The sequence below is a fragment of the Deinococcus sp. LM3 genome (genome assembly GCF_002017875.1).
In the GTDB taxonomy this organism is placed as follows: domain Bacteria; phylum Deinococcota; class Deinococci; order Deinococcales; family Deinococcaceae; genus Deinococcus.
In genome coordinates, this window is the sequence record NZ_MUFV01000002.1 from 187,393 (window position 1) to 210,438 (window position 23,046).

20 protein-coding genes are annotated in these 23,046 nt (G+C 71.9%); 8 read left to right on the forward strand and 12 right to left on the reverse strand.

The annotated features are described in order from the left end of the window. The first annotated feature begins 23 nt into the window (after positions 1-23). The 3 genes from nirB to BXU09_RS15075 all read left to right on the forward strand — a co-directional run bounded on the left by nirB (position 24) and on the right by BXU09_RS15075 (position 3,860). Complete coding sequence (gene nirB / locus BXU09_RS15065; protein ID WP_144012271.1) at positions 24-2,573, forward strand: nitrite reductase large subunit NirB; 2,550 nt, start codon at positions 24-26, stop codon at positions 2,571-2,573. A 106-nt stretch (positions 2,574-2,679) separates the two neighbouring features. Continuing rightward, complete coding sequence (gene nirD / locus BXU09_RS15070; RefSeq protein WP_078305171.1) at positions 2,680-3,048, forward strand: nitrite reductase small subunit NirD; 369 nt, start codon at positions 2,680-2,682, stop codon at positions 3,046-3,048. Further along, positions 3,027-3,860, forward strand: a complete 834-nt coding sequence (locus tag BXU09_RS15075) for a uroporphyrinogen-III synthase (RefSeq protein WP_078305172.1) — start codon at positions 3,027-3,029, stop codon at positions 3,858-3,860. Before nirD ends, BXU09_RS15075 begins: the two co-directional genes overlap by 22 nt. A 243-nt stretch (positions 3,861-4,103) precedes the next feature. On the opposite strand, the gene BXU09_RS15080 is transcribed toward BXU09_RS15075, so the two are convergent. Next, positions 4,104-4,502 carry a PAS domain S-box protein gene (locus tag BXU09_RS15080; protein WP_168174630.1) on the reverse strand — a complete coding sequence of 133 codons (399 nt, stop codon included), beginning with the start codon at positions 4,500-4,502 and terminating at the stop codon, positions 4,104-4,106. Positions 4,503-4,766: 264 nt separating this feature from the next. Here BXU09_RS15080 and BXU09_RS15085 point away from each other — a divergent pair, with 264 nt between their 5' ends. Beyond that, a complete protein-coding gene (locus BXU09_RS15085; protein ID WP_078305174.1) occupies positions 4,767-5,714 on the forward strand; it encodes an iron-siderophore ABC transporter substrate-binding protein in 948 nt (315 codons plus the stop codon). Between the two features lie 92 nt (positions 5,715-5,806). On the opposite strand, the gene BXU09_RS15090 is transcribed toward BXU09_RS15085, so the two are convergent. The 6 genes from BXU09_RS15090 to BXU09_RS15115 are packed head-to-tail and all read right to left on the reverse strand — an operon-like array spanning position 5,807 to position 11,578. Beyond that, positions 5,807-6,649, reverse strand: coding sequence for an ABC transporter ATP-binding protein (locus BXU09_RS15090; RefSeq protein ID WP_078305175.1), 843 nt, complete (start codon positions 6,647-6,649; stop codon positions 5,807-5,809). After that, complete coding sequence (locus tag BXU09_RS15095) at positions 6,646-7,662, reverse strand: iron ABC transporter permease (RefSeq protein ID WP_144012272.1); 1,017 nt, start codon at positions 7,660-7,662, stop codon at positions 6,646-6,648. Before BXU09_RS15095 ends, BXU09_RS15090 begins: the two co-directional genes overlap by 4 nt. Continuing rightward, positions 7,659-8,615: an ABC transporter substrate-binding protein gene (locus BXU09_RS15100; protein ID WP_205684166.1), complete on the reverse strand. Its 957-nt coding sequence runs from the start codon at positions 8,613-8,615 to the stop codon at positions 7,659-7,661. Before BXU09_RS15100 ends, BXU09_RS15095 begins: the two co-directional genes overlap by 4 nt. Before the next feature lie 56 nt (positions 8,616-8,671). Beyond that, entirely contained in the window at positions 8,672-9,658 is a 987-nt protein-coding gene (locus BXU09_RS15105; RefSeq protein ID WP_078305176.1) for an iron ABC transporter permease, read from the reverse strand. Then, complete coding sequence (locus BXU09_RS15110) at positions 9,655-10,626, reverse strand: sucrase ferredoxin (RefSeq protein ID WP_078305177.1); 972 nt, start codon at positions 10,624-10,626, stop codon at positions 9,655-9,657. The genes BXU09_RS15105 and BXU09_RS15110 overlap by 4 nt, the downstream gene beginning before the upstream one ends. 1 nt (position 10,627) lies before the next feature. Next, positions 10,628-11,578 (reverse strand): iron-siderophore ABC transporter substrate-binding protein, encoded by a 951-nt coding sequence (locus BXU09_RS15115; protein WP_078305335.1) that lies wholly within the window; start codon positions 11,576-11,578, stop codon positions 10,628-10,630. Positions 11,579-11,677: 99 nt separating this feature from the next. Between BXU09_RS15115 and BXU09_RS15120 the strand changes: the two genes are divergently transcribed. Genes BXU09_RS15120 through BXU09_RS15130 form a run of 3 tightly spaced genes read left to right on the forward strand, consistent with a single transcriptional unit; the run spans position 11,678 to position 14,267 of the window. After that, positions 11,678-12,619 (forward strand): metal ABC transporter substrate-binding protein, encoded by a 942-nt coding sequence (locus BXU09_RS15120; RefSeq protein WP_276205848.1) that lies wholly within the window; start codon positions 11,678-11,680, stop codon positions 12,617-12,619. Next, entirely contained in the window at positions 12,616-13,392 is a 777-nt protein-coding gene (locus tag BXU09_RS15125; RefSeq protein WP_078305179.1) for a metal ABC transporter ATP-binding protein, read from the forward strand. The genes BXU09_RS15120 and BXU09_RS15125 overlap by 4 nt, the downstream gene beginning before the upstream one ends. Then, positions 13,392-14,267, forward strand: a complete 876-nt coding sequence (locus BXU09_RS15130) for a metal ABC transporter permease (protein WP_078305180.1) — start codon at positions 13,392-13,394, stop codon at positions 14,265-14,267. Before BXU09_RS15125 ends, BXU09_RS15130 begins: the two co-directional genes overlap by 1 nt. Before the next feature lie 61 nt (positions 14,268-14,328). On the opposite strand, the gene guaD is transcribed toward BXU09_RS15130, so the two are convergent. The 4 genes from guaD to BXU09_RS15150 are packed head-to-tail and all read right to left on the reverse strand — an operon-like array spanning position 14,329 to position 20,296. Beyond that, positions 14,329-15,636 (reverse strand): guanine deaminase, encoded by a 1,308-nt coding sequence (guaD, locus tag BXU09_RS15135; RefSeq protein ID WP_078305181.1) that lies wholly within the window; start codon positions 15,634-15,636, stop codon positions 14,329-14,331. Then, positions 15,633-16,487, reverse strand: a complete 855-nt coding sequence (gene xdhC / locus BXU09_RS15140; RefSeq protein WP_078305182.1) for a xanthine dehydrogenase accessory protein XdhC — start codon at positions 16,485-16,487, stop codon at positions 15,633-15,635. The genes guaD and xdhC overlap by 4 nt, the downstream gene beginning before the upstream one ends. A gap of 24 nt (positions 16,488-16,511) precedes the next feature. Then, positions 16,512-18,863, reverse strand: coding sequence for a xanthine dehydrogenase molybdopterin binding subunit (xdhB, locus tag BXU09_RS15145; RefSeq protein WP_078305183.1), 2,352 nt, complete (start codon positions 18,861-18,863; stop codon positions 16,512-16,514). Continuing rightward, a complete protein-coding gene (locus BXU09_RS15150) occupies positions 18,860-20,296 on the reverse strand; it encodes an FAD binding domain-containing protein (RefSeq protein WP_078305184.1) in 1,437 nt (478 codons plus the stop codon). Before BXU09_RS15150 ends, xdhB begins: the two co-directional genes overlap by 4 nt. A 351-nt stretch (positions 20,297-20,647) precedes the next feature. Here BXU09_RS15150 and BXU09_RS15155 point away from each other — a divergent pair, with 351 nt between their 5' ends. After that, positions 20,648-22,306: an FAD-binding dehydrogenase gene (locus tag BXU09_RS15155; RefSeq protein WP_078305185.1), complete on the forward strand. Its 1,659-nt coding sequence runs from the start codon at positions 20,648-20,650 to the stop codon at positions 22,304-22,306. A gap of 220 nt (positions 22,307-22,526) precedes the next feature. Here the strand turns inward: BXU09_RS15155 and BXU09_RS15160 are convergent, their stop codons facing one another. Further along, on the reverse strand, positions 22,527-22,901 hold the full coding sequence (locus tag BXU09_RS15160) for an HU family DNA-binding protein (protein WP_078305186.1): 375 nt from the start codon (positions 22,899-22,901) through the stop codon (positions 22,527-22,529). Between the last annotated feature and the right edge of the window lie 145 nt (positions 22,902-23,046).

Consider the following 23,046-nt stretch of genomic DNA (forward strand, 5'->3'; position numbering starts at 1 on the left):
GCCGCGACGTGCCCGGAGGACCCATGACCCCAACCCATCCCCCCCGCCCCGCGCACGTCGTGATCATCGGCAGCGGCATGGTCGGCCACCGCCTGGTCCAGAAGCTGCGCGACCAGGCAGACGCCGGGGCACTGAACATCACGGTCATCAGCGAGGAGGGCCGCCTGGCCTACGACCGGGTGCACCTCAGCAGCCACCTCGACGACCCGCAGCCCGACCTGTCACTGGCCACCGACGCCGAGTACGCCGCTCAGGGCGTGAACGTCGTGTACGGCCGCGCCACGGACGTGAACCTGCACACGCGCGAGGTGACGGTCGCCGGGCGCACCCTGACGTACGGCGCGCTGGTGTTCGCCACCGGCTCCGTACCGTTCGTGCCGCCCGTGCCGGGCCGGGAAGCCGGCGGGTGCTTCGTGTACCGCACTCTGGACGACCTGGACGCCATCCGTGAGGCCGCCCGCAGCGCCCGCACCGGCGTTGTGATCGGCGGCGGCCTGCTGGGCCTGGAAGCGGCGGGCGCGCTGCGCAAACTGGGTCTGGACACCCACGTCGTGGAGTTCGCGCCGCACCTGATGCCCGCCCAGCTGGACGCCGAGGGCGGGGCCACATTGAGGCGCACCATCGAGGGCCTGGGCATCGGCGTGCACACCGGGAAATCCACGGCAGCGATCACCAGCGGCGAGCAGGGCCGCGTGACCGGCCTGGACTTCACGGACGGCACCCGCCTGGAGACGGAGCTGCTGGTGTTCAGCGCCGGGATTCGCCCGCGCGACGATCTGGCCCGGCAGACGGGCCTGACGGTCGGGGAGCGCGGCGGCATCCGGATCGACGACACGGGCCGCACGAGCGACCCGCACGTGTACGCCGCCGGCGAGTGCGCCCTGCACGACGGCCGCATCTACGGACTGGTGGCGCCCGGCTACCAGATGGCCAGGGTCGTGGCGGCCAGCGTCCTGACGGACCTGGGCCTGCTGACCGGCGAGCCCCCGCTGTTCCGGGGCGCGGACCTGAGCACCAAGCTGAAACTGCTGGGCGTGGAGGTCGCCTCGTTCGGGGACGCCAAAGGCACCACCGAAGGCTGCCGCACCGTGTCTCTGAGCGACAACGTGCGCGGCACGTACTCCAAGCTGGTCGTCAGCGCCGACGGCAGCCGCGTACTGGGCGGCCTGCTGGTCGGCGACACCGCCCGCTACGCGGATCTGCTGGACCTGACGCTGTCCGGCACGCCGCTGACCGTGCCACCCGAGACGCTGATCGTGCCGCCCCTGCCCGGCACCGGACTGGCCGCCACGGGCGACACGCTGATCTGCTCGTGCGAGAACGTGCGCGCCAGCGCCCTGTGCGCCGCCGTGCAGGACGGCGCGCGCGACGTGACCAGCCTGAAGAAGTGCACGGGCGCCGGCACCGGCTGCGGCGGCTGCGTGCCGAACATGCACGGCCTGCTGCAGACTGAACTGCGCCGCCTGGGCGTGGCGGTCACTAACCACCTGTGCGAGCACTACGCGCACTCCCGCCAGGAACTGTTCGATCTGATCCGCGTCCGGGGCCATGCGACCTGGGACAAGGTGCTCGCCGCGCACGGCAGTGGCCTGGGCTGCGAGATCTGCAAACCCGCCGTGGGCAGCATCCTGGCCAGCCTGCATAACGACCTGGTGGTCGCGCCGCAGCACGCGCCATTGCAGGACACGAACGACGCGTTCCTGGCGAACATCCAGAAGAACGGCACGTACTCGGTCATGCCGCGCGTGCCGGGCGGCGAGATCACCGCCGACGGACTGATCGCCATCGGCGCGGTCGCCAAACGCTTCGGGCTGTACTGCAAGATCACGGGCGGGCAGCGCATCGACCTGCTCGGCGCGCACGTGGACGACCTGCCCGCCATCTGGGAGGAACTCATCGCCGCCGGTTTCGAGAGCGGGCACGCGTACGGCAAGAGCCTGCGCACCGTCAAGAGCTGCGTCGGCAGCACATGGTGCCGCTACGGCGTGCAGGACTCCACCAGTCTCGCCGTGCGCCTGGAACTGCGCTACCGGGGCCTGCGCAGCCCGCACAAACTGAAGAGCGGCGTGTCCGGCTGCACCCGCGAGTGCGCCGAGGCCCGCAGCAAGGACTTCGGGATCATCGCCACCGAGCGCGGCTGGAACGTGTACGTCGGCGGGAACGGCGGCGTGACACCCAAGCACGCCGTGCTGCTCGCCAGTGACCTGAGCGAGGACGGGGTCATCACGCTGCTCGACCGCTACCTGATGTTCTACGTGCGGACCGCCGACCGCCTCCAGCGCACGAGCACGTGGTTGGAGAACCTGGACGGCGGCCTGGAGTACCTGCGGAGCGTGATCGTCGACGACCGCCTGGGCATCTGCGCCGAACTGGACGCCGCGATGGCCCGCCACGTCGGCAGTTACCGCGACGAGTGGGCGGCCGCCGTGCAGGACCCGGCCATCCGCGCCCGCTTCCGCACCTTCGTGAACTCCGACGCCCGTGACGACGGCATCCAGTGGGTGGATGAACGCGGCCAGATCCGCCCCGCCGACAACCCGCACCTGTACCCGCTGCCCCTGGGCGGCGACTGATACGGATTCCGTCTGTTTCGCTGACCTCTCCCTGACCCCCGCCCCCCACCCTGACCGCGACGCCCACTCCACGCGCCCTCGCTGGCCGCACCTGCAAGGAGCCTGCATGACCCTCACCGTCTCCCCCATCCCACCTGCCCTGCCCTGGACGCGCGTGTGCGCCGTCAGCGACATCCTGCCCGGCACGGGCGTGTGCGCCCTGATCGCGGGGCAGCAGGTCGCGGTGTTCCGCGTCGCTGGGCGCGTGTTCGCCCTGGGCAACCTCGACCCGTTCACCGGTGTGGGCGTGCTCTCGCGCGGCCTGACCGGCAGTTACACCCGCGACGGTCAGACCCGCCTGAAGGTCGCCTCGCCCCTGCTGAAACACACCTTTGACCTCGAAACCGGCGAGAGCCTGGAAACCCCCGGCGTGCGCGTTCCCGTGTACGCCACCCGCACCGAAGGAGGTGACGTATGGACTGGTTCGCTGGCCTGAACGTACTGAGTCTGGAATCCCGCCGCAGTGAAGAGATGGACACCCTGATCCGCAAGTATGGTGGCGTGCCCCAGGTCGCCCCCAGCATGCGCGAGATGAAACTGGACCTGAGCGCACCGCTCGCGCAGTTCGAACGCGACCTGAACGCCGGGGACATTCACGCGGTCGCCTGCCTGACCGGCGTCGGCACCCGCATGTTCCTGAAAGAACTCGCGGCCCGTGACCCGCAGCACCTCGAGACCCTGCGCGGCGTGCCGTTCGTGTCGCGCGGCAGCAAACCCGCCCAGGCCCTCAAGACCTTCGGGCTGAGCAGCACCATCGTCCCCAAACCCAGCACCTGGCATGAGGTGCAGGAGCACCTGATCGCCACGCTGGAACGCGGGCAGCACGCCGTGATCCTCGAGTACGGCGAGGCCGTCCCGACCGCCATGCTGCGCGAACTCGGGTACGCCGGGATCCGCGTGACGAGCGTGCCGGTGTACCGCTGCGCGTTCCCGCAGGACACCGCCCCGCTGGCCAGGGCCGTGCGGGACGTGATCCTGGGCGGCCCGGACATCCTGCTGCTGTCGAGCGGCACGCAGATCCTGCACTTCCTGAAGTACGCCGAGAAACTGAACCTGCTCGAAGAGGCCCGCGCCGGCCTGCACCGCATGGTCGTGGTGTCCATCGGCCCGGCGTGCAGTGAGGCCGCCGCCGACCTGGGCCTGCGCATCGACCTGGAAGCCAACCCGCACAAGATGGGCATCCTGGTCCGCACGGCCGCCGAGCACGGCCCGGCGATCCTGGCCGCGCGTCTGGGCCGCACCGGCTGATACGGACTCCGATTGAATGGGCTGCAAAGCCCGCTGGGTCCGAGCGAAGCGAGTGGGAGAGAAACGGGTTCCGGACGTGAAGCTGACAAGCCGGCGATGTTCCGGGTTGTCGGCGAAACAAACGGAATCCGTATGACGGGCGCAGCGGCGGAAGCAGGGAGGAGCGCTGTCCGGACCGGCGCTCCTTCCTGCTGCTGTTTCCGTGTGCTGCCGGGTGCTGCCTCCAGGAGGGCCCGCCGCCGCTCAGCCGCTGACGGGGGCGGGCTGGGTGGGTGCCGGGACGGGCAGACCCTGGATCTGCGAGACGAAGAAGGCGGGGCCGCCGTCGTCTCCGAGGATCATGGAGACGTTCAGCTGCGCCCACAGCAGTTCACCGTTCGCGTGCCGGTAGCGTTTGCGCATCTCGTACTGGGTGATGTCGCCGTCCATCAGCTGGCGCAGCAGGGTCAGGTCCGCGTCGAGGTCGTCTGGGTGGGTGATGTCCTGAAAGGTCAGGGTCAGCAGACGCTCGCGCGGGTAGCCCAGCAGGGCGCACAGGGCGTCGTTCACGGTCATGAATCGCCCCAGCGGGGAGACCAGCGCCATGCCGATGGGCGACTTCTTGAACATCGCGACGAACAGCTGCGTTTCAAGGTCGGACATACGGCGGCCTCGTGAGGAACATGACCCATTGTAGGACATCCGGCGGCCGGTTCCCGCCATGGTGGCGGCGCAGGGCAAGGCACCCACCGCTCTGCCGATCACTGATACGGATTCCGTTTGTTTCGCCAACAATCCGGAACTTCACCGGATTGCCGGCTCCACGTCCGGAACCCGCCCCGCTCCCACTCGCTTCGCTCGGATTGAACGGGCTTTGCAGCCCATTCAATCGGAGTCCGCATGATAATGATTTGCTATTCTCAATAGATGCGTGTCCTGCTTCCCCTCACCCTGACCCTCCTGACCGGCGCCGCTGGGGCTGCGGGCTACCCCGTGACCGTCACCCACACCTCCGGGCAGACGACCCTGCGCGCCGAACCCCGCCGGGTCGTCGCGCTCGGCCCGCACGCCCTGGACCTGCTGCTCTCTCTCGGCGTGCAACCCGTCGGGTACGGCGAGGCCTCGCACATCGCCACGCGCGACTACGGCTCCCCCATCCGCCAGATCCGCTACCTGGGCAGCCGCGTGACCGGCGCACCCATCAACGTCGGGGACCGCTTCAACCCCAACCAGGAAGTGCTGCTGTCCATGAAACCCGACCTGATCGTCGGCGAGAACTACGCCGCCGCGAACTACCCGGCCCTGACCCGGCTGGCCCCCACCCTGCTGTTTCACGGCATCCACAGCGGCGACTGGCAGAAGAGCATCGTGACGCTGGGCCGCGCCTTGAACCGCGAACCGCAGGCCAGAGCGGTCCTGAACCGCCACGCGACCTTCATCCGCCGCGCCGCGCAGGACGTGCCCGCCCCGCTGCGCGGCGCCCGCGCCCTGGTCGTCTGGAACGCCGGAGGCCCGCAACGGGACGTGTTCACGGTCCTCGGGCCACGCGACTGGACCGGCGGGTTCTTCCAGAGCCTGGGCTTCCGGCTGACCCTGCCCGGCAGCGCCGACCCCGCCCTCGGCGAGGGCTACCGCAAGGTCAGCAGCGAGGCCCTGGCCAGCCTGGACGCCGACGTGGTCTTCCTGATCGCGTCGAGCCGCAACACCACCGCGCAGGCCCGCCGCGACTGGCAGGCCAACCCGCTCGCGCAGCGCCTGAACGCCAGCCGCAGCGGCCGCGTGTACGTCCTGGACGCGCAACTGTTCAGCCGCCTGCGCGGCTCCATCGCCGAGGAACTGATGGTCCGCGAACTCCAGCGGCAGTGGAAGCCCTGACTGCACCCTCCAGCTGACCGACAGACCAGACAGAACGCGTGCCCCCGACCTGTGCAGGGGCGCGCGTTCGGCTGGAGTAACCGGAATCCGGTTCAGCGGGTCAGGGCGTAGGGGATGACGTGCGGGCAGCCGGTGTCCGGGTCGGTCAGCAGGTGCGCTTTCAGGCCGAACACGTCGCGCAGCATGTCGTGCGTCAGGACCCTGGCGGCCGGGCCGTGCGCGTAGATCTCGCCGCCCCGCAGGGCGATCAGGTGGTCGCTGTAGCGGGCGGCCTGGTTCAGGTCGTGCAGGACCATCACGACCGTCTTGCCCTGCTCGCGGTTCAGGCGCTGCGCGAGGTGCAGGACCTCGAGCTGGTGGGCGGGGTCGAGGTAGGTGGTGGGTTCGTCCAGCAGCAGGATGTCGGTCTGCTGCGCGAGGCTCATGGCGATCCAGGCGCGTTGCCGCTGCCCGCCACTGAGGTCGTCGAGGGCGCGGCCGGCGAAGACGCGCATGCCGGTCTGGTCGAGCGCCCACTCGACGGCCTCGCGGTCGCCGGGGCGGCGGACGGGAAAGCGGCCCTGGTGCGGGTGCCGGCCGAACCACACGAGTTCCTCGACGCTCAGGCCCTCGGGCGCGGTGGGGCCCTGCGGGAGGATGGCGAGGCGGCGGGCGATGTCGCGGCCCGTCAGGGTGTGCAGCGCCTGACCGTCCAGCAGCACCTGCCCGCGTCCCGGTGGGAGCAACCGGGCCAGGGCGCGCAGCAGGGTGCTCTTGCCGCAGCCGTTCGGGCCGATGATGGACGTGACCTGCCCGGCCGGAATGCTCAGGTTCAGGTCCGGGATGATGACGTTCTGGCCGTACCCGAGGCGCAGGTCGCGGGTGGAGAGCGGCGCAGGCCGTTCAGCAGTGGGCCGGTCGGCAGTGAGGGGGCCGGCAGTGGAGGGGTCGGTCATGGAGTTTTCCTCAGCAGGTACAGGAAGTACGGCGCGCCGACCAGGGTGGTCAGCAGTCCGGCCGGGACTTCCAGGGGGGGCAGCAGCGTGCGGCCCAGCGTGTCGGCCGCCAGGACCAGCGCCGCGCCCAGCAGCATCGAGACCGGCAGGGCGCGGGCGTGCCGCGCGCCGACCAGCAGCCGCGCCACGTGCGGGGCGAGCAGGCCCACGAAGCCCAGGATACCCGCGCCGGTCACGGCGGCGCCCGCCAGGGCCACGCCCACGCCCAGCGCCAGCAGCCGCGAGGGGTTCACGCGCGTCCCGAGGCTGGTGGCGAGGTCCTCGCCGAGGTTCAGGATGTCCAGCGTGCGGTGCAGCACCCACGCGGCGGGCAGCAGCACCAGCGCCCACGGGAGCAGGCGCGCGGCGCGGACGCTGTCGGCGCCGTACACGGTGCCGGTCAGGAAGGTCAGGGCGCTGCCCAGGCCGTCGGGCGCGCGGACGAGGACGAGTTGCTGCGCGGCCCCCAGCGCGGCGGCCACGGCCACGCCCACCAGCGCCAGTCGTACCGGGTGCAGCCGCCCGCCGCGTTCCTGCGCGAGCAGCAGCACCAGCCCGAAGCCGCCCCACGCGCCGGCCAGCGCCGCCCACGGCAGGCCGCCGGGAGGCGCGGCGGGCCACGCGAGCAGGAACACGGTTGCGGCCAGTCCCGCCCCGGCCCCCACGCCGATCAGGTCCGGCGAGGCGAGCGGGTTGCGGATCACGCCCTGCATGACCGTGCCGGACGCGGCGAACATCGCGCCGCACAGCAGCGCCACAGCCACGCGCGGGGCGCGCAGCTCCAGCACGAGTTGACGGGTCAGGTCGTCCCCGCCGCCCAGCAGGGCCGCCAGCACCGAGCGGGCCGGGGTCGGGACGGCGCCCAGCCCCAGCGCCAGGATGCCCAGCACGGCGCACAGGGCGGCCAGGATCACGGCGACCGTGACGGCGCGGGCGGTCGTGAAGCGCGGCGCGCCTCCGGGAAGGGCGGTCACGGCTGGTACTGGTAGCCCCGTGCGGGCGCGGCGTCCTGCAGGAAGCGGCTCTCGATGGCCTGCGCGGTCATGAGTTTCAGGGCGGTCGGGCCGCGCCCACGGGTCCAGTCGTCCCGGTCGAAGGTGTACACCCGGCCGCGTTTCACGGCGCTGAGTTTCTGCCACAGCGGGTTTTTCGCCCAGGTGTCCGTGACGGGCTTCTCGTCGGGGGCGGTGAACAGCACCAGCGTCTGCGGGTTCAGGGCGACCAGACCCTCGAGGCTGGTCTCGAACTGCGTCTGCCCGTCACGGACCGGCACGGCGTTGCGGCGCCCCACCGCCTCCAGGAAGCTGCCGGCGAAGCTGCCCTGCGTGTGCACCGTGAACGACGTGGGCGTGACCACGCCCGCCACGAAGGTCGGGGCGTTCTTTTTCGTGAAGGCGCGGGCCTTGGCGATCAGGGTCTTCTGGTCGGCCAGGAGTTGCCGCGCGGCGGCCTCGCGGCCCACCAGCCGGCCGATCTGGAGGGTCTGGTTGTTCAGTTCGTCCAGGTCGGCGCGGCGGCTGGGGAACACGGCGGTCGGCGCGAGGCGCGCGAACCCGGCGGCGCTGTCCTTGTGAACCAGGGCGTCCGCGAGGATCAGGTCCGGGCGGGCGGCGGCCATGGCCTCCAGGCTGGGCTGCGCGCGGCTGCCGGTGTGGGTGATGCCGCCCACCTTCGGGCGCAGGTAGGGGGGCGCGCCCCGGTCGCCGCCCTGCGTGCCGAGCGCCGCGCCGACCGGCCGCACGCCCAGCGCCAGCAGGGTGTCCACGAAGGAGTATTCGAGCGCCACGACCCGCCGGGCGGGTGCGGGGAGGCTCAGGGTGCCACGGTCGGTGGGCACGCTGACCGGCGCGGCGGACGCTCCGGGAGCGAGCAGCAGGGCCGGGAGGAGGGCGGTCAGGAGGGCAGAACGGGAGATTCGGTCGGGCATGATGGATCCTTTCGGGGCAGTTCGTTCGGTATGCGGGTCAGGGTGAGGTGTGGGGGTCAGTCGCGTCGTCCGGCGCGGCGGGCGATCAGCACGAAGAACGGCGCGCCGACCGCCGCGACCAGAATCCCGACCGGGGTCTCGGCGGGCCGGTCGATCAGGCGGGCGGCGGTGTCGGCCAGGGTCAGGAACCCGGCGCCCAGCAGCGCCGCGAGCGGCAGGCTCAGGCGGTGGTCGGGGCCGATCAGGGCGCGCGCGGCGTGCGGAACGATCAGCCCGACGAAGCCGATGGGGCCGGACACGCTGACCGACCCGGCCGCGAGCAGCACGCCCAGGCCCGTGACGATCACGCGGTCGCGTTCCGTGCGCGCGCCGAGGCTGCGGGCGACGTCCTCGCCGAGGGTCAGGACGTTCACGCGCGGCGCGGCCAGCAGCGACAGCAGCAGCCCCCCGGCCAGCCACGGCGCGATCTGGGCGAGCTGCTCCCAGGTGCGCCCGGCCAGCGAGCCGGACAGCGCGAACAGCGCGCCCTGGGCGCGTTCCTCGAACAGGATCTGCACGGCGCGGGTGGCGGCGGCCGCCAGGGACGCGACCGCCACGCCCGCCAGCGCCAGCCGCAGCGGGGTCACGCCGGCCGTGCGGGCCGCGCCGTACGCGGCGGCGGCGGCCAGCAGGCCGCCCAGGAAGGCCGCCGGGACGAACAGCGCGGCGGGCGCGGCCGGGAAGAACACGACCATGATCAGGATGGCGAGCGCGCCGCCCGCCTCCACGCCCAGGATGCCGGGGTCGGCCAGCGGGTTGCGGGTCACGCCCTGGAGCAGCAGGCCCGAGACGCCCAGCGCCGCCCCGGCCAGCGCGGCGACCAGCGTGCGCGGCAGCCGCAGCGTGTGAATGACGAGGCTGTCCGTGCTGTCATCCGGGCGCAGCAGCAGCCGGGCGGCGTCTGGCAGGGGAATGTCGGTCGCGCCGAGTGCCAGGGACAGCAGGACACTCAGCAGCAGCGTCAGCGCGGCCAGGGGCAGCAGCGCGGCGGGCCGGAGCTTCACCCGCCCCCCACCGGCGTGAGGGCCGTGACCGGGCCCAGCGTGAACTGCCGGACCGGGGCGGCGTCGTGCGAGTGACTGGAACCGCGCAGGTGCAGGGATGCGGCGGGCAGGACCGGGGCGCGGTACGTCTCGGGGCCGTGCGGGCCGCTGGCGGTCAGGGTGACGGTGTGGTTACCGTCCGGGTGGGTCTCGACGGTCGCGCGGCGGGCGCGGTTCAGCCAGTCCCAGCCGTGCTGGACGAGCAGGTGCCGGTCGAGCAGCTGCGCCAGCGGGGGCAGGCCCGCGAAGCCGCGCAGGTGCCCGGCGACCTGGGCGGGCGTGACCTCGCGCCGCGCGACCTGCGCGGCCAGTTCCGGGGTCAGGTGCGCCCACAGCAGCCCCGAGGGCAGGTCCACGGCGGTCGCGGCGAAACGGTGCCCGCCGAAGTGCCCGGTTCGCCACGCGCGCACGCCCGCTGCGCCCAGCGCCTGATAGACCGGCACACCGTAGCGGCCGCAGGCGGCGTCCACGGTGCCGTGCGTGCAGACGTGCAGGTCCGGGCCGTCCGGGGCGGGTACGGCGGTCCAGTCGCCGCCGGTCAGCGCGGACGGGTCGAGCAGGGTGTCGTGCAGGCCGCGCGCCCAGTCGCTCTGGGGCAGGTCGCTGGCGTAGTCGCGCCGGACGTACCCGCCTAGCGGGCTGCCGTGCAGGGTATCGGCCAGCGTGTAGTGCCGCACGCGCAGGGCGCGGCCGGGCGTGGTGGGGGCGCTCATGAGCAGGCCGAAGCCGGCGCCGCTGGCCTCGACCTTGCCCCGCAGCGCGGCGAACACGTCCTGCTGTTCGGCTGTCCAGGCGTTCACGTCGCGCAGGCGGGCCCACATGGGCACGTCGAGTTCCAGGACCGTCACCTCGGCCCAGTGGGGGGCGGTGCCGATGGGGTCCTCTCCGGCGGCGCGGGAGTCGTCCGCGCACAGCTTCAGGCGGGGCACGTCAGCGGCCGCTGAGGGCGCGGCTGATCTCGCCGGTCAGGGTCAGGGCGCTCAGGGGGCCGCCGAAGGTCCAGGTGCGTTCGTTCAGGGCGTGGGCGCGGCCGGCCTTCACGAACGGCAGCGCCTGCCACAGCGGGCGCACGCTGGGCGCGCCGAACACGTCGTCCTCGGACTGCGCGACGTACAGGAAGTGCGTGGTGTTCAGGCCGGCGAGCGCCTCGAGGCTGACCTCGCTGAACCCGTACGGCTGCGCGGGGGCCTTCCAGGCGTTCACGAGGCCCACGCGGGTCAGGAGTTCGCTGAGCATGGAGTTGCCGGTGAACAGCCGCAGGGTGGGTGCGCCGCCGCGCGCGGTGAAGGCCTGCGCGAACACGAAACTCTGCCCGGCGCGGCCGCTGCGTTTGAGGTCCTGCCGGACCCGGTCGAGGCGGGCGTCGAGGTTGCTCAGGACCTGCTGCGCGGTGCGTTCACGGCCGAGCAGGCGGGCGGTGGTCTGGAAGGTGGCGCGCATCTCGGCCAGCTGCGAGCCGCCGGCGTAGGGGTCGAAGGCGATGGTGGGGGCAATGGCGGACAGCGCCGCGTAGTTCTGCGTGGCGCGCAGGCGGGTGGTGATGATCAGGTCCGGTTTCAGGGCGCGGATGCGTTCCAGGCTGGGTTGCTGGCGGGTGCCGACGTCCTGCACGGAGGCGCCCAGGGCGGCAGGCACGCGGACCCACTGGGCGTAGCCGCTCAGGTCGGCGGCCCCGACGGGCTGCACGCCGAGGGCCAGCAGGTTCTCGGTGTGGGTCCATTCGAGGGTGACGATGCGTTTGGGCAGTTTCGGCACGCAGGTCTGCCCGAGGGCGTGCGTGACGGTGGTGCAGGCGCTGGTCTGTGGACTGGTCTGGGCACTGGCCGCGCCGGTCAGGGCGGCGGCGAGCAGGGCGGCCAGGAGGGACGGGAGGCGATTCACGGACTGCACCCTAGGTAATCCGAGCGGATTAGTCAAGTATATCAATGATAAATGCCGCCCCAGCTTGACCTCCAGAAATTTTTAGGCAAGACTAAAAAAATGAAGATGCTGCTGCTTTCCGCCGCTCTGCTGTGCGTGGCCGGCACACTGTCCGCCTGCGGCCCGGCCGGACAGACCAACCAGACCACCCCGCAGGGCACCGACACCGGTTCCGACACCGGCGACCGCCCCCGCGTCCTGACCACCTTCACCATCCTGGCTGACATGACCCGCAACGTCGCCGGCGACCGCATTGAGGTCGTGTCCATCACCAAGCCCGGCGCGGAAATCCACGGGTACCAGCCCACGCCCAGCGACCTGATCCGCGCGCAGGACGCCGACCTGATCCTGAACAACGGCCTGAACCTCGAACGCTGGTTCACCCGTTTCACCCAGGACAGCGAGGCCCCCACCATCACGCTGACCGAGGGCATCGAACCCGTGAACATCTCGGCCGACGCCTACGCCGGCAAACCCAACCCGCACGCCTGGATGTCCCCGAAAAACGCCCTGATCTACGTCGAGAACATCCGCCGGGCGCTGACCGACCTCGACCCGGACGGGGCCGACACCTTCCAGACCAACGCAGACGCCTACGCCGCGCAGATCCGCGAGGTCGACCAGCAGCTCTCCACGCAGCTGGGCCAGCTGCCCCCGAACCGCCGCGCGCTGGTCACCTGCGAGGGGGCCTTCAGTTACCTCGCCCGCGACTACGGCCTGAAGGAACTGTACCTGTGGCCCGTCAACGCCGAGGAAGGCCAGGGCACACCCCGCCAGATCCGCGCCGTGATCGACGGCGTGCGCGCCCAGGGCATCCCCGCCGTGTTCTGCGAGAGCACCGTCCCCGACAAGGGCATGCGGCAGGTCGCCGCCGAGGCCGGCGCCCGCTACGGCGGGGACCTGCACGTGGACTCGCTGTCCGACGAGGTCCCCACCTACCTCGACCTGCTACGCAAGGACGCCGACACCATCCTCGCGGGCCTCACGCAGGGGCAGCCTTGAGCGCCCCCGCGCTGGACGTGCAGGGCGTGAGCGTCGCGTACGGCGGCGGCCGCCTCGCCCTGAGAAGCGCCACGCTGACCCTGCAACCCGGCCGGATCTGCGGTCTGGTCGGCATGAACGGCGCCGGCAAGAGCACACTGTTCAAGACGATCATGGGCTTCCTGCCGCCGCTGCGCGGGCAGGTGCAGGTGTTCGGGCAGCCCGTCCGGCAGGCGCAGAAGGCCGGCGTGATCGCCTACGTCCCGCAGGCCGAGGACGTCGACTGGGACTTCCCGGTCAGCGTGCGTGACGTGGTCACCATGGGCCGCCAGGGCCGCATGGGCCTGCTGCGCCGCCCGTCCGCCACCGACCGCGAGGCCGTGCAGGCCGCCCTGGCGCGCGTCTCCATGACCGACTTCGCCGAACGGCAGATCGGGGAACTGTCGGGCGGGCAGCGCAAACGCGCCTTCCTTGCCCGCGCGCTGGCGCAGGACGCCCGCCTGCTGCTGCTCGACGAGCCCTTCGGCGGCGTGGACGTCGGCACCAGCGAGGCCATCACGGGCCTGCTGCGTGACCTCGCGGGCAGTGGCCGCAGCGTCCTGGTCAGCACCCATGACCTGGGCACCCTGGAAACCTTCTGCGACGACGTGGCCCTGATCGCCGACCGCACCGTCCTGACGGTCGGGCCGACCGCGCAGATCCTCACTGCCGAGAACCTCGCCCTCACCTTCGGGGGCCGCTCGCCGCTGCACGACCCGGCCCGCATTCCCGCGCGCGCCCCGGAGGTCCGCTGATGGACGCCCTGCTCACCCCACTGCTGGCCCCCCTCGGGTACGACTTCATGCTGCGCGCCCTGCTGGTCTCCTCGCTGGTCGGCGCGGTCTGCGCGGTCCTGTCGTGCTTCATCACCCTCAAGGGCTGGTCCCTGATGGGCGACGCCGTATCGCACGCCGTGCTGCCCGGCGTGGTCCTGGCGTACCTGCTGAACCTGCCGTTCGTGATCGGCGCGTTCGTGTTCGGCCTGATCAGCGTCAGCGCCATCGGCTTCATCCAGTCCCGCTCGCGCGTCAAGGAGGACACCGTGATCGGCGTGGTCTTCACGGCGCTGTTCTCGCTGGGCCTCGTGATGATCTCGCGCGTGTCCAGCGACGTGCACCTGTCGCACATCCTGTTCGGGGACGTGCTGGGCATCAGCCAGGACGAACTGTGGCAGACCGTCATCGCGGGCGCCGTCGCGCTGGGCGCCATCCTGATCCTGCGCCGCGACCTGCTGCTGTACGTGTTCGACGCCACGCACGCCCGCTCCATCGGCCTGAACACCGGCTTCCTGTACGCCGCGCTGCTGGTCATCCTGGCCCTGACCATCGTCAGCGCCCTCCAGACGGTCGGCGTGATCCTGGTCGTCGCCATGCTGATCACGCCCGGCGCGACCGCGTACCTGCTCACGGACCGCTTCAGCCGCATGATGTGGCTGGCCGTGGCGACCGGCGTGCTGTCCAGCCTGCTCGGCACGTACGTCAGTTACTTCCTGGACGGCGCGACCGGCGCGTGCATCGTCCTGACGCAGAGCGTGCTGTTCGGACTGGCGTTCCTGTTCGCCCCGAAACACGGCCAGCTCGCCCGCCGCCGCCAGCAACGCCTGGAACGCGAGGCGGAGTTGCAGAGCTGAACATCCGATCACACAGAAAGCGCGTCCCTGGAGTGACCGGGGGCGCGCCTCTCTTCTGGATTCAGCCGCCCAGGACGGTGTCCCCGCCGATCCAGACGCGGGCGACGTCGGCGGGCGTGCCGGTGGCGAAGGCGGCGGCCAGGGCGCGTTCGGGGCTGGCGGCGTGGCGGAACACGGCGTCCAGGGGCGTGCCGGGCGCGGGGTTCAGGTGCACGGCGTCGAAGGCGCGGCCCGGCTGGAAGGACCCGGTGTGCGGCAGGTCCAGCGCCTCGGCCCCGGCGAGCGTGGCGAGGTACAGCAGGTGGGCGGGGCTCAGGGGGACGCCGCCGGGCATCAGGTTCTGCATGAAGTGCGCCTGCAATCCCTCTTTCAGCAGGCTGAAGCCGGTGCCGCCGCCCACGTCGCTGCCCAGTGAGACGTGCACGCCGGCGTCCAGGTGGCGGCGCAGCGGGAAGAAGCCGCTGCCGAGCGCGGAGTTGCTGCACGGGCAGTGCGCGGCGGTGCAGCGGTGCGCGGCCATGACGCCCAGTTCGCGGTCGGTCGGGTGGACGTTGTGCGCCAGGACCGAGTGACGGCCGACCAGTCCGGCGCGTTCGTAGGTGTCGAGGTAGTCGCGGGCGCCGGGGAACAGGTCGCGCACGGTCTGGATCTCGCGGGTGTTCTCGTTGATGTGGCTGGTGAAGCGCACGCCGGGGAAGTCGCGCATCAGGGCGGCGCAGGCGTCCAGGATGCCCTCGCTGGCCGACAGGCTGAAGCGGGGCGTCACGGCGTACAGGGTGCGGCCCACGCCGTGCCAGCGTTCGATCAGGGCGCGGCTCTCGTCGTAGGCGCGCTGGGGCGTGGTGTGCAGTTCGTCACGCAGCAGGCGGTCACTGACGACCAGTCCGGTCACGGCGCGCAGGCCGGTGCGGGTGGCCTCCTCGAAGAAGGCGTCCACGGCGCCCGCGAAGTGCGAGCCGAACACCAGCGCGGTGGTCGTTCCGGCGCCGATCAGGCCGCCGATGAAGTCGCGGGCCACGCCGCGCGCGTAGGCGAGGTCGGCCATGCGGGCCTCCTCCGGCAGGGCGCACTGGTCGAGCCAGTCGAGGAGCGGCAGGCCCAGCCCGCCGATCACGCGCACCTGCGGGTAGTGGACGTGCGTGTCGATGAAGCCCGGCAGCAGCAGGCCGCCGCGCAGGTCGGTGACGGGTGCGTCCGGGTGCGCGGCCCGGATGTCCGCGAAGGACCCGGCGGCGCGGATCACGCCGTCCTGGACGAGCAGGCCGCCGTCCGACTGGGCGTCCAGCGCGTCCGGGTGCGTGAAGGGATTGCGGGGCGTGTGCAGGTAGGTGGCGCGGTACAGGGTGGGGGCGGTGGAGGGGGAGGTCATGGGGTCCTTTCTGGGGCGGCGGGCAGCGTCGGGAGGGCAGGCGCCGCCTGAATGAGCGGGAGGAGTTGCGCGGCGACCGCCAGTGCGATCACCGCCGGGTGCTTGCGCTGCGGCCCCCGGATCAGGTCCGGCAGGCCGATGGGCGTGGTGACGCGCGCCAGCGCGGCGGGCGGGTGGCCCAGGTCGCGCAGTTGCGCCTGAAAGCGGATCCACTTGGCGGCCGAGCCGATCAGGCCCACGAAGCCCAGGTCAGACCTGCGCAGCGCGGCGTCGATCAGGGCGGCGTCCTCGGCGTGATCGTGCGTCATGACCAGCAGGTGCGTTCCGGCGGGCAGGTCGTGCAGGGTCATTTCGGGAATGGGCGAGTGATGGACGTGCAGGGTCGCGGCGGCGCCCGAGAGGACCGACAGGCGTTCCGGGGTCAGCTGCGCGGCGCGCGAGTCCACGAGGTGCAGGTGCAGCGGCAGCCGCGACAGGATCCGCGCGAGTTCCAGGCCCACGTGCCCCACGCCGAACACCGCGACGTGCGCGCGGGCGGCCTGCATGGGTTCCAGGAGTAGGGTGACCTCGCCGCCGCAGCACTGGCGGCCGTGGTCATTGGCGGCGCGGTCGGTCAGGCGCAGCGTCAGCAGGTCCGGTGTGGTCGCGCCGGTCGCCAGCAGGGCGCGGGCGCGGTCCACGGCGGTCGCCTCGAGGTTCCCGCCGCCCACGCTGTCCCAGGTGTGTTCGGCAGTGACGAGCATCTTCGCGCCGGCCTCGCGGGGCGTGTGCCCGCGCGCGGCGGCGACCGTGACCAGCACACCCGCCTCGCCCCGCGCGTGCAGGGCGTTCAGGGCCTCGCGCCAGTTCACGCGCCACCGCCGCGCGCGCAGGCGTCAGTCACCGGGCACCTCTTCATGCCGAGCGGTGCGGGCCTCATGCAGCGCCCAGTACACGGCCTCGGGTGTGGCGGGGCTGTTCAGCGGTGTGGTCCGTCCGGGCGGGCCAAAGGCGGCGCAGGCCTCACGCAGCGCCTCGCGGGCCGAGATCGCCAGCATCAGCGGCGGCTCGCCCACGGCCTTGCTGCCGTACACCACGCCGGATTCCGTGGCTCGTTCCAGCAGGCCCACGTTGAACTGTTCGGGCAGTTCGCTGAAACTGGGCAACTTGTACGTGCTGGCCGACTGGGTCTGGAGGCGACCCCGGTTCGGGCCGTCGGACTCGTCCCAGCGGAGTTCCTCCAGGGTCAGCCAGCCCAGGCCCTGCACGTACCCGCCCTCGACCTGCCCCAGGTCGATCAGCGGCGAGAGGCTGTCCCCGACGTCGTGCAGCAGGTCGGCGCGGCGCACGCGGTACGCGCCGGTGAAGCCGTCCACCTCGACCTCGGTGACGCTGGCGCCGTAACTGAAGTACTTGAACGGCTCGCCCTGCATCGCCACGCGATCCCAGTGCAGGCCCGGCGTGCGGTAGAAACCCGCCGCCCACAGCTGCGTGCGCAGGTGGTACGCGTCGTGCACCAGGGTCTTCCAGTCCAGACTGCGGTCCGGATGCCCGATGGGGAACACGCGCCCGGCCTCGAAACGCACGTCGTCCGGGTGCACGCCCAGCGCTCCGGCGGCCACGGCAGCGAGGTTCGCGCGAATCTGGTCGCAGGCGTCCTTGACCGCCCCGCCGTTCAGGTCCGCGCCGCTGCTGGCGGCGGTGGCGCTGGTGTTCGGCACCTTGTCCGTGCGGGTCGGCGCGAGGCGCACCGAGGACAGTGGCACGCCCAGCGCGGTGGCGGCCACCTGCATCATCTTGGTGTGCAGGCCCTGGCCCATCTCGGTGCCGCCGTGGTTGATCAGCACCGAGCCGTCCTTGTACACGTGCACGAGGGCGCCCGCCTGGTTGTACGCCGTGAAGTTGAACGAGATTCCGAACTTGACCGGCGTGACGCTCAGGCCGCGCTTGCGGTGCGGGTGCGCGGCATTGAACGCGGCGACCTCCGCCTGCCGTTCCCGGAAGTCGCTGCGGGACAGCAATTGCGCCCACAGGTCATGCATCCGCTCGGCGTGCCGCACCGGCTGGCCGTAGGGGGTCGCCTCGCCCGGCTGGTAGAAGTTGCGCGCCCGCAGCTCGTGGGCGTCCAGGCCCAGCAGCGGGGCCACGCGGCCCAGGATGTCCTCGGTGACCAGCATGCCCTGCGGCCCGCCGAACCCCCGGAAGGCCGTCTGCGAGGTCTTGTTCGTCCGGGCGATCCGGCCGCGCGCGTGGACGTGCGGGATGAAGTACGCGTTGTCCAGGTGGCACAGGGCGCGCGCCATGACCGGTTCGGACAGGTCGAGGCTCCAGCCGCCGTCGCTGGTCAGGGTGACCTCCAGCGCCGTGAAGCGGCCGTCGGCGTCGAACCCGGCCTTCCACGCCGCGTGGAACGGGTGGCGTTTGCCGGTCTGGGTCATGTCCAGCGTGCGGTTCAGGCGCAGCCGGACGGGCCGCCCGGTCAGGGTCGCACCCAGCGCCGCGACCGCCGCGTAGCCGTGCGGCTGCATCTCCTTGCCGCCGAAGCCGCCGCCCATGCGCAGGCACTGCACGGTCACATGGCTGGACGGCAGGCCCAGGACGTGCGCGGTAATTTCCTGCGTCTCGGTCGGGTGCTGCGTGCTGGACTGGATGAAGACCTGCCCGGCCTCGTCCACGTGCGCGAGCGCGGCGTTCGTTTCGAGGTAGAAGTGCTCCTGCCCGCCGATGTCGAACTCGCCCGTGAACACGTGCGCGGCCTGCGCGAAGCCGACCGCCACGTCGCCGCGCGCCAGGGTGGACTGCGCGCCCTGGAAGGCCCCGGCGGTGATGGCCTCGCGGACCGTGATGACCGACGGCAGCGGCTCGTAACTGACCTGCACGGCGGCGGCCCCCAGACGGGCGGCGTCCTCGGAGTCGGCCAGCACCCACGCGACCGGGTGGCCGTGGTACATGGCGACCGTGGGGAACAGCGGTTCGTCGCCCTTGACGCCCGCGTCGTTCACGCCGGGCACGTCGGCGGCGGTCAGTACGCGCACGACGCCCGGCACGGCCAGTGCGGCCTGCGTGTCCAGGCCCGTCACGCGGGCGTGCGCGTGCGGCGACCCGACCGGCCACGCGTGCAACAGGTTCTGGAGCCGCACGCCCAGGTCGTCGGTGTACAGCGCGTGCCCGGTGACGTGCAACGCGGCGCTCTCATGCGGAATGGCCTCGCCCACGGGCGCGGCGTCCGGGCGTTCGTGCAGGCTCATGCGCCCACCTCCTGTGCCTGCATGGCGGTGTCCTGCGATTCGAACCAGAATTTCAGCAGGCTCTGTTCCAGCATCGCGGCGCGGTAGGCGGCGCTGGCGCGGTGGTCGCTCAGAGGCGTGCCGGTCTGCCCCAGCAGGCGCGCAGCTGTCCGGACGGTCGCTTCCGTCCAGGGCTGCCCCTCCAGCGCCGCCTCGGTTTCATGGGCGCGCAGGGGCGTGGCGGCCACGCCGCCCAGGCCGATGCGGGCGCGCGTGACCACGCCGCCCTGCACGTCCAGCGCGTACCCCACCGCCACGCTGGAGATGTCGTCGAAGCGGCGCTTGGCGATCTTGTGGAAGGCGGTCAGGGGCGAGAGCGGCAGCGGAATCCGCACGGCGGCGATCAGTTCGCCCGGCTGCCGCACCGTCTGGCGGTAGCCGGTGAAGTAGTCGGCCAGCGCGACCTCGCGCACGCCGCCGGGGCCGACGAGTTGCACCGAGGCGTCCAGCGCCAGCAGCGCGGGCGGGCTGTCCCCGATGGGCGACGCGGTGCCCAGGTTGCCGCCCAGCGTGGCAGAGTTGCGGATCAGGCGGCTAGCGAACTGCGGGAACCACCCGGCCAGCAGCGGCACGCGCCCGTCCAGGCGGCGTTCCAGCTCGCTGAGGCTGTGGCCTGCGCCCAGCAGCAGCGAGTCCGCGCGCTCCTCGAACACCCGCAGTTCCGGCAGGTGATCCACGGCGACGGTCACGGCGGCCCGCGCGTGGCGCAGGTTCACCTCCACGCCCCAGTCGGTGCCGCCAGACAGTACCTTCGCGTCCGGGTGCGCGGCGAGCAGGTTCAGGGCTTCAGCCAGGGTCGCGGGGCGGTGGAACGCGCCGTCCGGGGCGTTCAGGGCCGTGGGGCGCGGGGCCGGGGCGGGCCCGGCGCGGCGCGCAGCCAGGGGGTCAGCGGCGTCCGGCGTGCCCAGCGCGTACGCGGCGTCCGCGATGGGGCGGTAGCCGGTGCAGCGGCACAGGTTCCCGCTCAGCGCGTGCAGGTCGAAGCCGTTAGCTGCGCCGTGCTGGCCGTCCACGCGGTCCGGGCGCAGGTACTCGGCGGCCATGCTGACCACGAAGCCCGGCGTGCAGTACCCGCACTGCGAGCCGCCCCGCACCGCCAGTTCCCGCTGCGCCGGGTGCAGCGCGGCGGGCGAGCCCAGGCCCTCGGCGGTCACGACCTGCGCGCCGTCCACGGCGGCCAGCGTCACCAGGCAGGCGTTCACGCTGTCCCAGCGGGTGCCGCCCTGCCCGTCATCGCGGGCGATCAGGACCGCGCACGCGCCGCACTCGCCCTCGGCGCAGCCTTCCTTGCAGCCGGTCAGGCCCTGGGACCGCAGGGTGTTCAGGAGATTCGTGTGCGCTCCGGCGGGCACCTCGCGCGGCTGGCCGTTCACGGTCAGGTTCACTGTCTGCATGTCGCTCCTTGACCACCCTTCGTGCGGTGGGAAACACCCGGCGGACAGCGCCCACCAGCCTGAAGGCCTTCAGGGGCGGACGCATGGTTCACGCCGGACGCGGAGTCGGGGGCGGGCCGCTGGTTATCCATGCAGAACAACGGCCTGATTGGGTACCCACCCAGCATAAGGCAAGGGCCGCAGTGGCGCACGCCGCTCGTCTGGGCAGGAAAGGGGCCGGGTCGTCCAGTGAACCCGGTACAGAACAGCGCGAATTGCGGCACAATGGCGGCGTTCCGAATCCGGCCGCGCCACGCGGCACCACACACCCGGCGGGCGCAGGAAGGCCCGCCCTGAACCCAGGGAGAACCTATGAGCGAACCGAACGCAGACATCATCGTGGTGGGAGCCGGACTGGCCGGACTGGTCGCCGCCGCCGAGGCCGCCGACGCCGGAAAGCGCGTGCTGCTGCTGGATCAGGAGGGCGAGCAGAACCTGGGTGGGCAGGCCTTCTGGTCGTTCGGGGGCCTGTTCCTGGTGGACAGCCCCGAGCAGCGCCGCCTGGGCATCCGCGACAGCCGTGAACTGGCCCTGAGCGACTGGATGACCACCGCCGGTTTCGACCGGCCCGAGGATCACTGGCCCCGGCAGTGGGCGCAGGCGTACGTGGACTTCGCGGCGGGCGAGAAACGCTCGTGGCTGGCCGCGCAGGGCCTGAAACTGTTCCCGGTGGTCGGCTGGGCCGAGCGGGGCGGGCAGGGCGCGCTGGGACCGGGCAACAGCGTCCCGCGCTTCCACATCACCTGGGGGACCGGGCCGGGCGTGGTCGAGCCGTTCGAGCGGCGCGTGCGTGCCCACCTGCAGTCCGGGCGCATCCGCGCGCACTTCCGGCACCGGGTACGGGAACTGGTGTTCGACGGTCCGGCCGTGGCAGGCGTGCGCGGCGACGTGCTGGAGCCCTCGGCGGTCGCGCGCGGCGAGGCGAGTTCCCGCGTGATCGTCGGGGACTTCGACCTGCGGGCCGGGGCGGTCATCGTGACGTCCGGCGGGATCGGCGGGAACCATGAGCTGGTGCGCCGCAACTGGCCGCGCGAGCGGCTGGGTGAACCCCCGGCGTTCATGGTGGCGGGCGTGCCGGCGCACGTGGACGGGCAGTTGCAGCAGACGGTGCACGCGCAGGGCGCGAACCTGATCAACCCGGACCGCATGTGGCACTACACCGAGGGCCTGCGTAACTGGAACCCCATCTGGAAGGGGCACGGCATCCGCGTGCTGCCGGGGCCGAGCAGCCTGTGGCTCTCCCCGGGCGGCGAGCGGCTGCCGTACCCGCACGCGCCGGGCTTCGACACGCTGGGCACCCTGACGCACATCACCACGCAGGGCTGGCCGTACACGTGGTTCGTGCTGAACCGCGCGGTTATCAAGAAGGAATTCACGCTCAGCGGCTCAGAGCAGAACCTCGATCTGACCGAACGGGACATCCGCGCCACGCTGGGCCGCGTGGGCAGCCGCGTGTCACCCAGCGTGCAGGCCTTCATGGACCGGGGCGAGGACTTCGTGGTCCGCGACACTCTGGACGAGCTGCTGCGCGGCATGGCCGACCTGACCGGCGACGGCCTGCTGGACCCCGAACAGGTCCGCCGCGAGATTCACGCGCGCGACGCGGCCCTGGCCAACCCCTTCGGGAAGGACCCGCAGATCACCGCGCTGCGCGGCGCCCGCGCCTACCTGGGCGACCGACTGGTGCGCGTCGTGAAACCGGGCCCGCTGCTGGACCCGCAGAGCGGCCCGCTGATCGCCGTGAAACTGAACATCCTGACCCGCAAGACCCTCGGCGGCCTGGAAACCGACCTGAGCGCGCGCGTGCTGGGGCACGGCGGGCAGCCCATTCCCGGCCTGTACGCGGCGGGCGAGGTCGCGGGCTTCGGCGGCGGCGGCCTGCACGGCTACCGCGCGCTGGAAGGCACCTTCCTGGGCGGCTGCCTGTTCAGCGGCCGGATCGCGGGCCGCGCCGCCGCCGGGGCCGTGTAGCGCCACTCCCATCAGCTGATATGGACTCCGATTGAATGGTCTTTGCAGCCCATTCAATCCGAGCGGATGCGAGTAAGAGAGAAACGGGTTCCGGACGTGGAGCCGGCAATCCGGTGAAGTTCCGGATTGTTGGCGAAACAAACGGAATCCGTATGAAACCCACAAAAAGGGAGGCGCGGCCGCAGTGGCCGCGCCTCCCTTCAAACGGTCAGGCCGTTTCTTACAGGTTGCCCTTGAGGGTGCTGGCGACCTTGAAGGCCACTTTCTTGCCGGCGGGAATCTGGATCTTCTCGCTGGTGCCGGGCTTGACGCCGGTGCGGGCGGCGGTGGCCTTGACGCTCAGGGTGCCCAGACCGGGCAGGCCGACGCTCTGGCCGCCCTTGATGGCGCCCACGATGACGTCCAGCATGGCGCTGACGGCTTCCTCGCTCTGCTTCTTGGTCAGGCCGGTCTTGTCGGCGACCATTTCCACGAGCTGGGTCTTGGCGACCTTGGTGCTCTCGGCCTTGGGGGCGGCCTTGGCGGCGGGAGCGGCCTTGGCAGCGGGCTTCTTGGCGGGGGCTTTAGCAGACTTTTTCGTCATGGTGAGCAGCATGACATACCGCCGCGCCCTTGGGAAGGGGGGAGTGGGGCCAGGAATGCCCGCCAGCACGCCCTTCCGCAGTCACGTAAGGCGAAAACGCCCTGCCACACGCGCTTTTTCCGATCTGCGGAATTCGGGCGTGTGGCACGTCACTTCC

Excerpts from the sequence above, each read along its gene's own strand:
- nirB (WP_144012271.1), top strand. The coding sequence starts at position 24 with ATGACCCCAACCCATCCCCCCCGCCCCGCGCACGTCGTGATCATCGGC.
- nirD (WP_078305171.1), top strand. The coding sequence starts at position 2,680 with ATGACCCTCACCGTCTCCCCCATCCCACCTGCCCTGCCCTGGACGCGC.
- BXU09_RS15075 (WP_078305172.1), top strand. The coding sequence starts at position 3,027 with ATGGACTGGTTCGCTGGCCTGAACGTACTGAGTCTGGAATCCCGCCGC.
- BXU09_RS15080 (WP_168174630.1), bottom strand. The coding sequence starts at position 4,502 with ATGTCCGACCTTGAAACGCAGCTGTTCGTCGCGATGTTCAAGAAGTCG.
- BXU09_RS15085 (WP_078305174.1), top strand. The coding sequence starts at position 4,767 with ATGCGTGTCCTGCTTCCCCTCACCCTGACCCTCCTGACCGGCGCCGCT.
- BXU09_RS15090 (WP_078305175.1), bottom strand. The coding sequence starts at position 6,649 with ATGACCGACCCCTCCACTGCCGGCCCCCTCACTGCCGACCGGCCCACT.
- BXU09_RS15100 (WP_205684166.1), bottom strand. The coding sequence starts at position 8,615 with ATGCCCGACCGAATCTCCCGTTCTGCCCTCCTGACCGCCCTCCTCCCG.
- BXU09_RS15120 (WP_276205848.1), top strand. The coding sequence starts at position 11,678 with ATGAAGATGCTGCTGCTTTCCGCCGCTCTGCTGTGCGTGGCCGGCACA.
- BXU09_RS15130 (WP_078305180.1), top strand. The coding sequence starts at position 13,392 with ATGGACGCCCTGCTCACCCCACTGCTGGCCCCCCTCGGGTACGACTTC.
- guaD (WP_078305181.1), bottom strand. The coding sequence starts at position 15,636 with ATGACCTCCCCCTCCACCGCCCCCACCCTGTACCGCGCCACCTACCTG.
- xdhB (WP_078305183.1), bottom strand. The coding sequence starts at position 18,863 with ATGAGCCTGCACGAACGCCCGGACGCCGCGCCCGTGGGCGAGGCCATT.
- BXU09_RS15150 (WP_078305184.1), bottom strand. The coding sequence starts at position 20,296 with ATGCAGACAGTGAACCTGACCGTGAACGGCCAGCCGCGCGAGGTGCCC.
- BXU09_RS15155 (WP_078305185.1), top strand. The coding sequence starts at position 20,648 with ATGAGCGAACCGAACGCAGACATCATCGTGGTGGGAGCCGGACTGGCC.
- BXU09_RS15160 (WP_078305186.1), bottom strand. The coding sequence starts at position 22,901 with ATGCTGCTCACCATGACGAAAAAGTCTGCTAAAGCCCCCGCCAAGAAG.